This window comes from Pseudoalteromonas sp. 2CM32C (assembly GCF_023161925.1).
GTDB lineage: Bacteria > Pseudomonadota > Gammaproteobacteria > Enterobacterales > Alteromonadaceae > Pseudoalteromonas > Pseudoalteromonas marina.
In genome coordinates this window covers 41,185-56,975 of sequence record NZ_JALNTI010000008.1, presented here as the reverse complement: position 1 = coordinate 56,975, position 15,791 = coordinate 41,185, and the positions used below count along the sequence as shown (strand labels likewise).

Below are 15,791 nucleotides of genomic sequence, written 5' to 3'. Positions count from 1 at the left end.
AAATGTACAAAAATCAGCATTGACAAAAAATAAATCTTTACCAATTGGCTTTACAATAATGACACTAAAATACAAATGACTATTTAACTAATGAGCGTATTAATAGAATTGCTAGAACAAGAAGATGAGTAATTAGTTGAAAAGGAAAGTAACAGAGAAAAGCTTTCTCTGTTACTAAATAACCGAAGTGAAGGGTATCGAATTAGCTTAGCGCTGAGTTGTTAAAATAATCAACGGGTTCAATCGAGCCTAAAGTAACGGGAACTCGTTGATGTAAATCGTCAGGAGTTATATCTAAAATTCGAGCGCCACGCGATGTGGCTTTGCCTCCCGCATTTTCTACGAGCATTGCAAGCGGGTTGGCTTCATATAAAAGCCTAATTTTGCCATTGTCATTACCAACGCGTTTATCCTGCGGGTATAAAAATAAGCCACCGCGACATAATATCCGGTGTACATCACCTACCATTGCCGCATTCCATCGGATTGAGCTTTTTTCAAAGCTTTCAGATGTGTAAAGCAACTTGTCAAAGTACACTTGTGTAGGCTCATCCCAGTAACGATAATTTGCCATATTTACGGCAAACTCTCGGCTTTGCGAAGGAATTTGTAGTTGTGGATTAGTGAGTAAATACCCACCATGTGTTGAGTCAAGGGTATAACAGCGTGTTGGCCCACCGGTGGTCATTACGAGCAATGATGAAGGGCCATATAATACATAGCCTGCACACACTTGGCTTACACCCGGTTGGTTAAACTGCTCATCACTGTCAAAAGGTACGTCGTCTCTTGCCAAATAAATAGTAAATATTGTGCCTATTTGACCATTTACATCGATATTAGAAGAGCCATCGAGTGGATCAAAAGCAACAATAAAAGTGCCTTCAGGGTGGCCACCAACCGCATGGTCTTCTTCTTCAGAGGCAACGGTTCTTACAGAGCTGTCGTCAAGAAGAATATCTTTAAGTAATTGGTTGGCAATTATGTCTAGTTTTTTTTGAACTTCACCCTGAATGTTTTCATTCATTGTGGAACCCAAAACACCTGCAAGTTCACCTTGACCAACCCTAAACGCAATCTCTTTACTTGTGGCTAAAATAGTACGGATAAGTAAAATTAGATCCGTTCTTACACCATCTTCTTTTAATACTGTATTGAGTCTTTTCATAAGCTATACCGATTTACACAATTAAGATCTTTAAAGCACTGGATGAGTCTTGTTACCATATGCTGCTCAGAGTGACGAAGCCACACGCGTGGGTCATAGTACTTTTTGTTAGGTTTATCATCACCGTTAGGGTTACCAATTTGACCTTGTAGGTAGGCCTCGTTGCTGTTGTAGTAATCTAAAACACCGTTCCAACATGCCCACTGCGTATCGGTATCAATGTTCATTTTAACTACACCATACGTTAATGACTCTGCAATTTTTTCTTCCTCTGAACCACTGCCACCATGAAATACAAAGTTAATTGAATTACTCGGTAAGTTAAATTTTTTCGCTACATATGCTTGTGAGTATTTTAAAATAGTAGGCGTAAGGACAACATTTCCTGGTTTATAAACACCATGCACGTTGCCAAAAGAAGCGGCAATGATAAAATTAGGACTAATAGCACTTAAGCGTTCATAAGCGTAAGCAACATCTTCTGGCTGAGTATAAAGCGCTGAGCTATCAAGGTGAGAATTATCAACACCGTCTTCTTCTCCGCCTGTACAACCAAGCTCAATTTCTAGTGTCATCCCTATTTTAGCCATGCGTGCTAAGTAGCGCTCACATATCTCTATGTTCTCTTCTAGCGGCTCTTCAGATAAATCGATCATGTGTGAGCTAAACAGCGGCTTACCTGTCAATCTAAAATGCCTTTCACCCTCATCCAACAAACCATCAATCCATGGTAATAATTTTTTGGCTGCGTGATCGGTATGAAGCATAACGGGGATTTCGTAGTGCGCCGCAACACTATGTACATACCTAGCTGCGCTCACCGCACCAAGTACTGCACCTTGTTGTTCTGGTAATGAGAGGCCTTTACCACAAAAAAACTGTGCACCACCATTTGAAAGCTGAATAATAACAGGTGACTTCATTTCTTTCGCGGCCTCAAGAGTTGCATTAATTGAGGTTGTGCTAACTACATTTACAGCTGGCAGCGCATACTGGTTAGCACGCGCATGGTTATATATTGCACTTACCTCGTCACCCACTATTACGCCAGGTAAAATAGTTTGAGATAAATCGTTCATTTTAGCGCTCCCTGCTATTTTATTGCTTGAATACATGAGTCTGTAATAGCTTGCCAGTTTTCTTGTGCAACCCATTCCTTTTTAGCAACCCATGTACCACCTACAGCAAATACGTTATTTAAAGAAAGATAATCCATTTTGTTACTTTCACTTACCCCACCCGTTGGGCAAAAGCTAACCGATCTAAATACACTCGAGACAGCCGACACAAACGGAGCCCCTCCTGCTAGCGATGCAGGGAATAATTTTTGCTCCTCAAAGCCATACTCTAGCGCCATTAGAATATCACCGGTATTTGATACGCCGGGTAAAACAGGAACACCACACTTTGTTAGTGCAGTTAGTAATTTAGGAGATACCGCTGGGGTTACAATAAAATCAGAACCTGCTTCAATTGCTTGCTGTAAAATAGCTTCGTTAATAACGGTACCTGCGCCAACTTTTAGCTCTGGGACTTGCTCTTTAATCGCTTTTAAAGCATCAATTGAGGCGTCTGTTCTTAGCACAACTTCAACCAAAGTAAGGCCTGCTTTAGCCATAGCTTTTGCAATTTGAACACCCTGCTCTGGGGTATCAGCTTGAATTATAGGTAGCAGAGTTTGCCCTGACATAAGTTCAGAAAAGCGAGTCATAACGTTGTTCCTTTATTTTAAGTAGTTTGGCCGGGGTATGGAGGCCTTAAATTTTATTAGATACCAGCTTCAACCATTGCATGTTGAAAAACATCTTTTGGTGCAATTGCACCCGGTTGTTGAATCACAGCTCCGGCTGCTTTAGCGCCAAGTTGAACTGCTGCCGCAATTGACTTACCTGAAAGTCGAGCGCCTAAATAAACACCATTAAAGGCATCGCCCGCTGACGTTGTATCTACCACTGTGGTGACAGGTATTATTGTGTGACTTTGAAGTGTGTTGTTGTGTTGTGTAATAACAGATTCTGGACCATTTTTAACCACAATCTCATCAATTTGATATGGCTTTAAGTACTCTATTACCGCCTCAACGCTGTGAACATCATATAATGTTGTAAGGTCTTCAACTCCTGGAAGAGTTACATCTGCAAGGTTAAATGCTAAATGATACTGCGCCTTAGTATCCTCTGCACTGTCCCACAAACGAGCTCGGTAGTTAGGATCAAATACAATTTTAACCCCAGCACTTTTTAGTTGCTCTAAAACCTTCCAGAATTGATCTCGTGATGTTTTATCTACGATGGCTAAAGAGATCCCTGAGAAGAAAAACATATCACCTTGGCATAATTGGTCAACGCACTCGGCATTTAAAAACTCAACTGTTTTTTTAGCCGCCGAATCACTTCGCCAATAAATAAAGCTTCGCTCACCGTGCTCATCTGTCTCAATGTAGTACATGCCGGGCACTTTGCTTTCGTGGCTAAATACATACTGTGTATCAAGCTGCTCACTTTCAAAGCGTTCGCGCATTTTTTTACTTAGGTTGTCTTGCCCTAAAGCCGTAATTACAGATGTGCTTACTTTAGGAAAACAGCGTTTCAAATATACAGCTGAATTATATACATCGCCTGCAAAAGATTGATGTAACGTAGCAGCGCTCATAGCCCTGAGCTCTACCATGCATTCACCCATAAAATAAATAGTATTCATTTTTGAAAGTATCCTTTGTAACTAACTGCTATGCACAAGCACTACCGTGTTGGCATAGCAGTTGAAGCAGATTAATCAGGCTTTTTAAGAGGTTCAATTTTAGGGATTAAAATCCACACTGCAGCCATTGCTATTATGGCAAGTGATGCACCAATTATGAATGCCGGAGCATAATTACCATCAGCGGTTAATATTGGTACAAGTGACGTAAGACCTACCGCACCTAGTTTTGCAGCCATGCCAGAAAAACCAGATAAGGTACCTACCGCTTTTTTACCCAGTAAGTCACTTGGTAAAGTTTGAACATTACCAATAGCAGTTTGAAAGCCAAACAAAATAACGGCCATGATAAGAACAGCTGTTGTTGGTCCACCAGGGTTAGCCATAGCCAGTAATGCAGGAAGCATAATTAAACAACCAAGTGTAATAGTGAGCTTGCGTGTTTTGTCAGTATTCCAACCTGATTTAAGTCTATTTTGAGCAAGTAGACCACCAAACCATGCACCAAACATTGCGCCTACATAAGGAACCCAGCCATATATACCAATAGATTTAACGTCCATGGCATACACTTCGTTTAGATAAATAGGGATCCAGAAAACGAATAACCACCAGATTGGGTCAATCGCCGCAGAAGCTATAATTACACCCCAGCTTTGTTTACGTGAAAGCAACTCGCCAGTAGAAGGGTTATATTCTTCTTCATCTTCGCCTGTTACATCGCCGTTGTCATCAACACGTCTTTGACCTGTTAAAATGTACTCGCGCTCTTCTTCGCTTATCCAAGGGTGAGAACCTGGTGGCGCTTTTACTAAAATTAACCATGGAACTAACCATAGAAAACCCAAGGCACCTACAAAAACAAACACCATTTGCCAGCTAAAATACACTGTTAAGTAAGCGATTAGAGGAATAGCGATAATGCCACCAATTGCAGCACCAGAGTTAAAAATACCCTGTGCGAGTGCGCGTTCTTTAGTTGGGAACCACTCAGCGTTTCCCTTGGCAGCGCCTGGCCAGTTACCGGCTTCAGCTACCCCTAAAATGGCACGAAAAATACTCAGGCTTAAAACACCTTGTGCAAATGCATGCGCAATGGTTGCCAACGACCACACACCAATTGATAAAACAAAACCAAAACGGGTGCCCACCCAGTCAAATATTTTACCAAAAATAGCTTGGCCAAATGCGTAGGCAAACACAAACACTATGGAAATATTTGCGTATATTTGTTTACGTTCTAATGCTGATTCATCAGGGAACATTTCTTCTACAATATCCGGCCAAAGCACACTAAGTGCTTGGCGGTCGATATAATTAATGATGGTTGCTAACGCGATTAACGCAATAACCCACCAGCGTAAGCCTTTAAGTTGCATAATTATTCCTCAAGAAAGTCTTCACGAGCTGGACTAAAAGTATCGATTAAAATACCACCTGTTGGGCATGTAGCGCCATGATCTGCAAACGGGGGAATAAAACAGCTGTCACCGGGTCTTAAAATTTCAGTGACGCCGTCAATGTTAAAGTGAAATTCACCTTCAACTACATAGGTTACTTGTGAGTGTCTATGGGCATGGTTATAACCAATTGCGCCTTTTTCAAACCAAATTTTAACGGCCATAAGTTCTTCGTTAAAACCTAACATTTGACGCTTTAAACCATTGCCTAAATCTTCAATCTCAGTTTTGTCACCAAATGAAAAATGTGCACTTTGCTTTTGCATCCTAATTACTCCTAATTATTCTTCAACGCATAAACGCCAAGTCGGTCGTTTAAGGTGAATGACTTATTTTTAAATGTGAATGTGTTGCTTGCTTTGCTGTGCGCTTTATTAATAGCGACTAAGTAGGCTTTGTTCTTAATGATTAAATGCACGAGCAATAAATTACCCTGCTCGATATAGTTGGCAGCTGACACACGGCTAACAGCCTCTAGGGTATATTCTTTACTAGGGTTATATTCACCGTGAGGCTCTAAAATAGACACAAACGTATGCTGTTTTTGATCTTCTACGCGACGAATAAAGCCATTTTCATTACGTAAATTAAAGTGTGGATCGTTTGCACCAATTTGAGTAAACAAAAATTCTTCATCACCCGAAACTAAACTTGTTTGCGTATAAAAGCGTCCGTTATCATTTAGCCATGTCACCTTAGCAAGGCCATTTTGAGGTGTCGCTTGTGCTTTAAGCCATAAATGCTGGTAACCATTATTACTACCTAATGCAGATAGCTGTGATGCATTCGCTTTTAAGTCAAAACTTGTGTCAATGAGCTGCCCTTTATAGTGAAGGGGTAAATCAAATTGATGTTTAGTCTTAGCATTGGCATTAAAAATGTCTAATGTAATAGTGCTCTCAAGCTCTGGTAAATTTATTAAAGCAAGGGTTCGCTCTAGCTCTACGTTTTTGTAAGCCGAGCTAATTGAACCGTTTGCCACAGTACCAAACTCATTGGTAGTGAAGTAATTTAGTGTTGGGTGATTGTTGTTCCCCACTTTTACATTAGCATTGAAATGAGATGTTTCATCTACCACAACAGTATTGTGTGCAACGGTATGCTTGGCGTAGGTTTCATTTTCTGGAAGATAACGACCACCAAACTTAGCTTCAACGTTTAAAAAACGAGCCGCGCCATAGTCAGATACAATTTCGTTACCTCGATCATAAAACTGCCAAGTCAATTTATCAAAATGGCCATGGCCTAAACCTTGTGCCGCAGGTTTAAATAAAACAGCTTGATCGCCACCTACTTGCGTTCTCATAACCACAAGCGCGCCTTGCTTACCATCATTACCATCACCAAACGCTACAGATCTAAACTCGTAAGGTGTTTGCATTTGATTGTCTAGTGCTTGAGCTACTTTCAAGCCATCGCCAGATAAAATTGTCTGTTTTTGTTTTTTCGCAATATCTAAATAACCGGTGTCGTTTGTTAGCCCATAAGCCGCTGTAACACCATGAACCAGCTCAATAGTGTCGATACCTTTACTTTTTATAGCGTCATTAATTGGGAAGAATAAACCGTTGTAGCTAAGTTGAATAGTGGTATCAATCGCTTTGAGTAGCACACCATCGCGGTATTCAAAAATATTACGTTGCGGCTCGTTATTCTCTATTGCTTTAGCAAACGTAACAAATGGCAATAATGCAAAACGCTGATAATACGGCCCTTCGTTGTAGTAGCCTTGTGGTGAAAACAGCATTTCTAATTGCTTAATAAAGCCACCTTTACCCGACTTGTCTAGGTCATATAGCGATTTTTCCACCCACTCAGGCTCGTCTAATACATAACCTGCCATACCTACACCAGCCGTGGCCCATGTACCATGATTGTGTACTTTATTAAACGTTGACGGTTGACCCTCTGATGTAAACAATGAAACAGGGCGTATTAAATCATCCTCTATTACTTTTACCTGTGCGGCGCTTAATGAATCATAAATAAGGTCGTAAGCTTGTATAGTGTAAACAAGCCACATAGCTTCATTCAGGCTTTGCCAAAATAGCTTGCCAGGGTTTTGTGATTTAACTTTACGCTTTGGATGAACGTCAAGTGTTGGATAAAGAGCTGCGTATTCAAGCAGCATGTCGCGAACATAAGCAGCATATTTATCGTCTTCGCTTAATTGATAAATAATCCCCGCGTTGTACATTACCTGATAGTTCTTTTTATGGCGTTCGTGCGTATATCCGCCCCCACCATCTTTTGGTACTGGCACCATGATAGGCTGCTTTATTTGCTCATCTACTTGCGCTTTTAAATCGTTATACGCCGTTGCAAACTGCCCCTCACCCTTTATTGCTTGGCGCATGAGCTTTACATCGTCAATTGTGATTACAAGGTTTGGATGTGACCCAGCACTGGCTACTGATGACAGTAACAATGAAAATAAACCTAAAAAAGCGGCTTTTATGTGTGTTGTTCGTTTAAAAAAATTCATCAGTTTACTGCCCCTCATTTATCACGTTGTTATTTTCAAGAATTGCGGTATGCGGACCTTCAACTCTTAGTTCTTTTACACTTGGGGCGGGTGTTTCTTTAAATGTATTTTTTAATACTTTCGTGATTGGCTCGCCAACAGTATGCTCAACGACTATGGGTGCAGAATTAGTGAACTCGTTATTTTCAATATTAGTAACCTGCACACCATGAACATGAATACTGGCTTTTTCTTTATTGCGTTTACCAAGGCCAACATTGTTAAGCGTATTATTTTTCATCTCAAAATGAGGGCCAAATGTACTTTCGTCAGACCCGCCTCGGTAGAGTTTTACTAAACTGCCTTTTACATTTTTAAAGCTATTGCCGGTAACCGTCACGTACTCTGCGTTGTAAACACCTAAGTCTTCGATTTCTGTATTTAGGCGTAATACATCGCCCGTAATTTCATTAAATGTATTATTATTTAATACAATGGTATCGGCCATAGCCCCTTTACCAGTGACGAAAAAATGAAATGAATGATTAATATCTAATTCATTGATTGCTGTATTTGTCATTTCAAAGCGGTAATTTTCTATCATTCCCCACTTTTGTGTACGAACCACACTGTTACCAATGGCGTCAGGCGCGTTCTCACCTGAAATTGATAAACCATCAATTTTTAAGCTGCCGCCATCATGAATTTCAAATAAGGTAGAACGTTGAAAGGTAAGCTTCGATTGGCCTTCTTTCTTTGCCTTTATGGTGAGTGTTTTGTTTATTTTTACTAATTTAGAAATATCGTATTGACCAGGTGCCAATACCAATACATCACCTGTATTAGAATTTTCAATAGCATTTAATAAAGCATCTGCACCCGCTTTAACATTGATTGTTTTGCCCGAATCAAATGCTGTTAATGCAGGTGTTTTAGGATACCAACTAACACCTACCTCTTCTTTTTTTAATACTTTTAAGTCGCGTTTTACGCCTACAGTTAACTTTTCAGATACTGGATAAAATAATCCATTTTTGGCTTTTTTTAGCTTTATATCTTGCTTTTCTACACCATAAGCTAGCTCATCTAACGCATTGGTATTGGCAGCATTATTACTAAGGACTAAACCAGTCACGTCGTCAAATGTTGTAAACGGCTGATTACCACTTTGATTTACAATCAAATTGTTGCTCATTGTGCTGTTTATTGGGACTGCACTGCGTTCAGCATCACTTCCTGCCGCGAGCTGTATGTGACGTACATTTACGAATGTATTATTTTCGATTGTGGCGTTTTCTACCTGATGGTAGCGATTAATTGACGAATTAGGTACGCCATTCATTACAGTGAAACCACTCCCGAAGCGGTAGCCAGTTAACCCTTCTAGGTAGTTATTTTTAATAATTTGGTCTTTGTTGATTACGCGAATACCGCCAGTATGATCAACACCATTACCAATAAATACGTTTTCTTCTATTAGATTTCCATTCCCGTGGCGTAGCGTTAATGTGCCTCGAGCTTCATAAAACACATTATTTTTAAGGATATTTTTACCTGACTTAACAGATATTATTTCAACTTCACCATTAGTGCGTTCAAAGTAGTTATTTTCAACCAAGGTATACGAGTCAGTTAAAGAATAATGACTTGTACCTATACGTAGTGTTTCGCCACCATTAGATCCAAATGTAGGACGGTAGCCAAAATAATTATTATCAATTTTGTGATGATTTTGTTGGCTTTGAGGAGTATTTAATCGAACAGCGACTGTCACACCTTTATTTCTTTTTCCCACTAAGTGACTGTGGTCAAATCTATTGTGTTGGCCGTATAGCGCTACCCAATAATCTGACTCTCGCTTATCTGGATTATTGTAATTGTCGATCACAACGTTGGTAACACGTGAGTGGTAAGCTAACTCTTTTTTATCACGACGAAACTCAATTACTGCAGAACTGGGTGTATAGCCATCTTTAAAAACTAAACCCGACACTTCAAGGTATTGACCCGCAAGACGAAGATTAGATTGGCCTGATAAAATAACGCTGCCGTGTGTTTCAGCTGTTAACGTAATAGGTGCATTTTTTTTACCCTGACCCTGTAATAAAATTTCAAAATCAGACCAAGTTCCATTTTTAAGAATAACTTTATCGCCTGCAAGTAGGTTTGCTGCAATATCGTTGAAAGCCTGTTGGTCCTCTACAAAATAATCTTTGGCCGCTATGTGTGTTGATAGGCAACCGATGAGAACTAGACTAAGCTTTATTGTATTAATCAAACGCATAGTTAACTCTTTTTCGTTGTGACTAAGTAAATGCGCTATCAGGGTTAAATAGACTGACAATACATAAAGACTTAAGTCAATTGGTGTCATGTGTGTTGAAGCGCTTTAAGTCATAAGCTTAAAGCGCTTTAAAGCTAGAAAAGAATTACTTTTCTAGTTTTTTGAAGTAATCAAATATCTCTGGCACGTTGCCTTGCCCCATACCTGCGTCAAATGCAGCTTGTAAGTTAGCAGACGAACCTTCAGCAATTTTTGATTGAGTGCCTAAATCTTCAACCATTTGTAAAAAATAGCCTAAGTCTTTATTTGCATTGGCGATAGAAAAACCCAAGTCGCTTACATTATCAACCGCGTAGTTTTTACAAAAATGCATAAACGGGGAGTTTGACGGACCAGTAGACATTATGTCGAACAATTGCTGACGGTCTACACCTGCAAGCTCTGCAACAGCAAACGCTTGTGACATAGCACATACAGTCGTCATTCCCATAAAGTTATTGATTAACTTAGTTGTGTGGCCAGCGCCTAAATCACCTAAGTGAAAAACGTTCTCGCCTTGGTCTTCTAATACAGATTTCACTTTATTAAAGGTAGCCATATCGCCAGACGCCATAATATTTAATAAACCATCTTTGGCATGTGCAGGTGTGCGACCCAATGGCGCGTCAATCATACCAGCACCCTTAGCTGCTAAGTCAGCACCAATTTTTTTAGTTGAAGATGGTATCGATGTACCAAAGTCCACAAGCACTGCGCCTTCTTTGATCCCAGCTAAAATACCATCATCTGCGTAAACAATTTTTTCAACTACAGCTGAAGTTGTTAGACAAAGCATTACAATATCTGCACCTGAAGCAAGTTCTTTCGCCGTGCTTGCTGTTTTTGCGCCTCGAGCAACACATGCAGCAACTGCATCTTTGCTTAAATCCATAACAATCAGCTCATAGCCTTTGTTTTGTAAATTTTCGGCCATATTGCCGCCCATAAGGCCTAGACCGATGAAACCGATTACAGGTTTTGACATGAAAAACTCCTAGATATGATGGCGCAAACTTTTATGATAATGAGTAATGATTTACCCCATAAAATAGGTACGCTCTGTCTTTTATTTAATTCAGTAGAGCCACTATATTTAGTTAAATAAATAAGTCTTTTGTGCTTTATGAAAGTAAAAATGTTGAACCAAATTTTCATTGGTTTTGCATTTTTTATGCTCTTATTTAAATTTAAAATTTAGTGTAACTCTGATTAATTGCTAACCCATTTAGTAACAACGTTAACGAGGTTACCAATTGGTATGCACAAACATTATGACCAAACGCATTTATTGTCAACCAATAAGTTACTTTTTGTAAATTAGCCAGTTACAACCAAATGCTAAGAGAAATAAAATACCCAGTAATTACAACAAGATAAAAACCAAAACCTAACTCTTCGTGTAAAAGCATTGTTAAATAATATTAAAATAAACTTTCTGTGACAGGTTGACCAATAAGCGTAAAAATTGGCTGACCAGTCGCATTTTTATTTAAAATTGGTAATTAATTTAAGTTGTTAACTCACATATAAATAATAAATGTTTTATTTATTCATACTTAAATACTAAATGGACGTTTTATTGGTTGTAATAAACATGTGCTGCCCTCATATAATCTCAAACTAACAAAGCAATTCGCCTTTTCTAAAAAACGTGTTTCAAAACGTCTGAATGAAAGGCCGACGACATTCAAATAAAGTTTAAGGTTACTTAAATGCGCTTATTACACACTATGCTTCGCGTTACAGATTTAGAAAAATCCATTGCGTTTTACACGCATGTTCTTGGTATGAAAGAGCTACGTCGCTCTGAAAATGAAGAGTACCGATACACATTGGCCTTTATAGGCTATGGCGACGAAAAAGATACAACCGTCCTTGAGCTAACATACAACTGGGATCAAAGTAGTTACAGCTTAGGAGACGCCTACGGGCACATCGCCATTGAATTTGAAGACATATATAAAGCGTGCGATGACATAAAAGCGGCAGGTGGAAATATAAGTCGAGAACCCGGCCCAGTTAAAGGTGGGACAACCCAAATTGCATTCGTTAAAGACCCTGATGGGTATGCAATTGAGCTTATTCAGAAAAAATCATAAATAATAATGCGTGGTATTTTACCCATAAAAAAGGTGCCTTTGGCACCTTTATCGTAGTTGACTATCTTTACTACCACGGCGATTGAACGCGTTAGAATTGCTTGGTAGCCCTTCTAATTCCGCTTGGCATGAAATACAGTAGCGCACACCTGGTAACGCTAACCTTCTTGCTTGTGGTATTGTTTCGTCACACTCATCACAAAGCTCAGCGCTCGCTCCTGAAATTAGGTTACTTCTTGCGTATTGCACTGCATCGTTAACACTTGCATCTATTTGCTCTTGAATTGCGCCATCTCGCGCCCATCCACTTGCCATAAATCCTCCTCTTTTTCTGGAAGTTTTATATAGGTTAACAAGTAAAATATTTATAAGCCCTGAATAGAGAAGAGATAAAATTAAAGCAGCTAAAAAGCTGCTTTATCATACCGATTATTCAATTAAATATTAAAGACTATAATCAACAACCTTCATACCTAATTTCTCAAGCTCTGGACGCAATGTCTTTGCATCTCCAACCACTAGGTAAATCATATCTTTAGCATTTAAGTGCTTTTTAGCTAAAGCATTAATTTCTTCTTTACTAATAGTGCTAACGATCTTATTTCTTTCTTTTACAAAGTTAGGTTCTAAATCAAACTCTAAAATTTGTGCCAAAAAGCCAAGTTTTGCATTAGGGGTTTCGTATTTAAGCGCATCTTTTTGGTTAATTGCCTTACGCATAAACATCAGCTCTTCGTCTGTTACACCGTTTTGAGCGTAGTTATTAAGCTCATTAGTAAACTCTGTAATAGACGCAGCAGTCGAATCAGCTCTTACTGCTGCAGAGGCTGTAAAACCACCTGATGTTTTATCACCCCAAAAACGTGAACGAGCACCATATGTATAGCCTTTATCCTCTCGTAAATTTAGATTGATACGGCTGTTAAAAGTACCACCAAGCGCAAAATTCATTAAATTAGCTTTAAAAAATTCACCTGTAATATCTTCAACCATATCGCGTTTACCGATACGAATTTGTGATTGTGGCGCACCCGGTTTATCCACAAGATAAATTACGTTTGTTTGAACGTTAGGCTCGGTAAAGTCTACATCAAAACTTTGGCCTTTCCCTTGCCAGTTAGCAAGTGCTGATTTAACTTTTGGTTCGACATCAGCTTCACTTAAATCTGACACTATAATGACTTGAGCACCTTGTGGTTTAAAGTTGGCTTTATAAAAAGTTTCAACGTCATCTAATGTAATAGCCTCAATACTATTAAGCGTTCCAGAACTTGGAAGTGCAGCTATATTGTCGCCATATAGTAATTTGCTATATGTATTAGATGCTAAATACCCAGCATCCTTCATTGAATGTTGAATATTTTGAATGATTTGCTTTTTATTACGCTCAAAATCATCGGCATTAAATGCTGGTCTAAATAACTTTTCTTCAACAAGCTTTAATGTTGCGTCTAGGTTTTTAGTCAAGGTAGAAACATATACATTTGTGTGTGTTTTATCAGCGTATATGCTTACTTGGCTACCCAGTTTTTCAAGCGCGTTACTCATTTCCTCTGTAGTATAGTTTTGCGTTGACTCGCTCATTAACGATGCAGTCATCGACGATAAACCCACTTTACTGGTCTGCTCGTTATAAAAGCCACCCGGTATTTTAATGAATACAGCTGTAGTGGGTGTTTCACTGCTTTGAGTGCCCAATATTTTAATACCGTTGTCGGTCTTAGTTTGCCAAAGCGCAGGTACGTCTACAGCAGGGTTTGCACCCGCTACAGGCTGAACACTTCGATCAAATGTATCAACAGCTCTTCGGGCGACTAAATCATCAGCAGAGGTTGTCGAGGGGCCCCCAAAATCATGCTTTTTAGGAGTGAAATTATCTGGAGCGGCTATAAGTTGAGTTTGTCCCTCTGGAACTACACTCATAATAACTGAAGATTTACCTTTAATGTATTGATTAAATACACGCATAACATCTGCTTTTGTCACACTGTTATAGCGTGCAATTTCAGCTTTAGTTGAGTTTGGATTGCCCGTAAATGTTTCTGATGCAGCAAGTTGAGATACCTTTCCGGATACGCTTTGTAAGCCAAATATTGCACCCGATTCTATTTTTGCTTTTACTTTATCTAAATCGTCTTGTGTAACACCGCGCTTTTCAAATTCAGTAAATGAATCACGTACAATTTTTTCCATATCAGCTAACGTTTTACCTGATGTGGGGTTTGGTAAAGCATAAATACTAATTGAGCAAGATAACTCTTGGCATGGGTGATTGGCACTAGCTTGAACTGCAAGTTGAGTTTTTACTAGGTTTTTATAAAGTAATGAGTTATTGCCACCACCTAAAATTTCGGCAAGTATATCTAGTGGTGCTTCATCCTCAGAGCGAGCATAAGTCGTTGGAAAACTCATTGCCAGTAAAGGTAAATGAACTTTATCTTCCATCGATATATATCTATCAGCATTTAGTGTTACTGCTTTTTTTTCAACTTTAGGTATTTCAGGGCCTTTTGGGATTGGCGCAAAGTATTTAGTAACTAATGGCAATATTTCATTAGCGTTGATGTCTCCACCAATGGTAAGCGTTGCGTTATTAGGACCATACCATTTCAAAAAGAATGCTTTTAGGTCATTAACATTCACACGATTTAGATCGTCCATAAATCCAATAACAGGCCACGAATACGGATGTCCATCGGGATACATTGCTTGTGCCATACGCTCACCTAAACGACCATAAGGACGATTATCGACTCGTTGACCTCGTTCATTTTTTACAGTTTCTCGTTGTACTTCAAATTTTTCTTGAGTCACAGCATCTAATAAAAAGCCCATTCTGTCAGACTCTAACCACAACATCTTTTCTAACTGATTTACAGGCACTGTTTCAAAATAATTTGTTCTATCTGAATTAGTAGTTCCATTTAAAGTACCACCTGCCTCTGAGATTATTTTAAAATGCTCTTCGTCAGCAACATTTTCAGATCCTTGAAACATCATATGCTCAAAAAAATGAGCAAAACCTGACTTACCAAGTTCTTCGCGAGCAGATCCAACATGGTAGGTAACATCAACGTGCACTAGTGGATCTGAATGATCTTCATGCACGATAACTGTTAGACCATTATCAAGTTTATATTTTTTATAAGGTATATTGATATCGTTAGGATTAGCTTGAACAGATTCTATGAGTGTAACGCCTGGAATTGATACTTCTGCTACTGTATTTTTATCAATTGCTTGGGTTGAGCTATTACAAGCAGCTAACCCTGATGCTAATAATACTGCAAGTGCTATTTTTGAGAGTTTCATTTTTTAGTCCATTTTTAATTAACTCAATGAGTTTAAGGACTAAGTAGAGTTACAACAAGTTGTATTGAAGTGAAATTACTATGGTTTTGTAACTAAGTGTAAACACTTAATCTTTAAGAGAAAATGATAACTAATTTTAGAAGAAAATCTGTGGATATCTTAACAACACTTCACTTCCCTATTGAATAAGTAAGTGGCGTCCCCAAGGGGATTCGAACCCCTGTTACCGCCGTGAAAGGGCGGTGTCCTAGGCCTCTAGACGATG

At 39.0% G+C, this 15,791-nt stretch carries 12 protein-coding genes and 1 tRNA gene; 1 reads left to right on the top strand and 12 read right to left on the bottom strand.

What is annotated here, in order from left to right:
- Positions 1–202 precede the first annotated feature (202 nt).
- The 9 genes from MTF67_RS14545 to MTF67_RS14505 all read right to left on the bottom strand — a co-directional run bounded on the left by MTF67_RS14545 (position 203) and on the right by MTF67_RS14505 (position 11,100).
- Positions 203–1,168 (bottom strand): class 1 fructose-bisphosphatase, encoded by a 966-nt coding sequence (locus MTF67_RS14545; protein WP_010558054.1) that lies wholly within the window; start codon positions 1,166–1,168, stop codon positions 203–205.
- Positions 1,165–2,247, bottom strand: coding sequence for a class II fructose-bisphosphate aldolase (gene fbaA, locus MTF67_RS14540; protein ID WP_248519922.1), 1,083 nt, complete (start codon positions 2,245–2,247; stop codon positions 1,165–1,167). The genes MTF67_RS14545 and fbaA overlap by 4 nt, the downstream gene beginning before the upstream one ends.
- 14 nt (positions 2,248–2,261) lie before the next feature.
- The gene (gene eda, locus MTF67_RS14535) at positions 2,262–2,879 is read right to left on the bottom strand and encodes a bifunctional 4-hydroxy-2-oxoglutarate aldolase/2-dehydro-3-deoxy-phosphogluconate aldolase (protein ID WP_248519921.1); all 618 of its coding nucleotides are present in this window, start codon (positions 2,877–2,879) and stop codon (positions 2,262–2,264) included.
- 56 nt (positions 2,880–2,935) lie between these two features.
- Complete coding sequence (locus MTF67_RS14530; protein WP_248519920.1) at positions 2,936–3,868, bottom strand: sugar kinase; 933 nt, start codon at positions 3,866–3,868, stop codon at positions 2,936–2,938.
- Positions 3,869–3,939: 71 nt separating this feature from the next.
- The gene (locus MTF67_RS14525; RefSeq protein ID WP_006794595.1) at positions 3,940–5,247 is read right to left on the bottom strand and encodes an MFS transporter; all 1,308 of its coding nucleotides are present in this window, start codon (positions 5,245–5,247) and stop codon (positions 3,940–3,942) included.
- Between the two features lie 2 nt (positions 5,248–5,249).
- Positions 5,250–5,594: a cupin domain-containing protein gene (locus tag MTF67_RS14520; RefSeq protein WP_006794594.1), complete on the bottom strand. Its 345-nt coding sequence runs from the start codon at positions 5,592–5,594 to the stop codon at positions 5,250–5,252.
- A gap of 11 nt (positions 5,595–5,605) precedes the next feature.
- Complete coding sequence (locus MTF67_RS14515; protein WP_248519919.1) at positions 5,606–7,813, bottom strand: heparinase II/III family protein; 2,208 nt, start codon at positions 7,811–7,813, stop codon at positions 5,606–5,608.
- A gap of 4 nt (positions 7,814–7,817) precedes the next feature.
- The gene (locus MTF67_RS14510; protein ID WP_248519956.1) at positions 7,818–10,076 is read right to left on the bottom strand and encodes a polysaccharide lyase 6 family protein; all 2,259 of its coding nucleotides are present in this window, start codon (positions 10,074–10,076) and stop codon (positions 7,818–7,820) included.
- Between the two features lie 145 nt (positions 10,077–10,221).
- Positions 10,222–11,100, bottom strand: coding sequence for an NAD(P)-dependent oxidoreductase (locus MTF67_RS14505; RefSeq protein ID WP_008131457.1), 879 nt, complete (start codon positions 11,098–11,100; stop codon positions 10,222–10,224).
- Between the two features lie 727 nt (positions 11,101–11,827).
- On the opposite strand from MTF67_RS14505, the gene gloA reads away from it, so the two are divergent.
- On the top strand, positions 11,828–12,214 hold the full coding sequence (gene gloA, locus MTF67_RS14500; protein ID WP_010558060.1) for a lactoylglutathione lyase: 387 nt from the start codon (positions 11,828–11,830) through the stop codon (positions 12,212–12,214).
- Positions 12,215–12,262: 48 nt separating this feature from the next.
- Here gloA and MTF67_RS14495 read toward each other — a convergent pair whose 3' ends face one another.
- The 3 genes from MTF67_RS14495 to MTF67_RS14485 form a co-directional block, all read right to left on the bottom strand.
- The gene (locus tag MTF67_RS14495) at positions 12,263–12,529 is read right to left on the bottom strand and encodes a DksA/TraR family C4-type zinc finger protein (protein WP_248519918.1); all 267 of its coding nucleotides are present in this window, start codon (positions 12,527–12,529) and stop codon (positions 12,263–12,265) included.
- Positions 12,530–12,658: 129 nt separating this feature from the next.
- Entirely contained in the window at positions 12,659–15,526 is a 2,868-nt protein-coding gene (locus MTF67_RS14490; protein ID WP_248519917.1) for a pitrilysin family protein, read from the bottom strand.
- A 194-nt stretch (positions 15,527–15,720) separates the two neighbouring features.
- Positions 15,721–15,790: transfer RNA gene (locus tag MTF67_RS14485), tRNA-Glu, on the bottom strand.
- Position 15,791 lies beyond the last annotated feature (1 nt).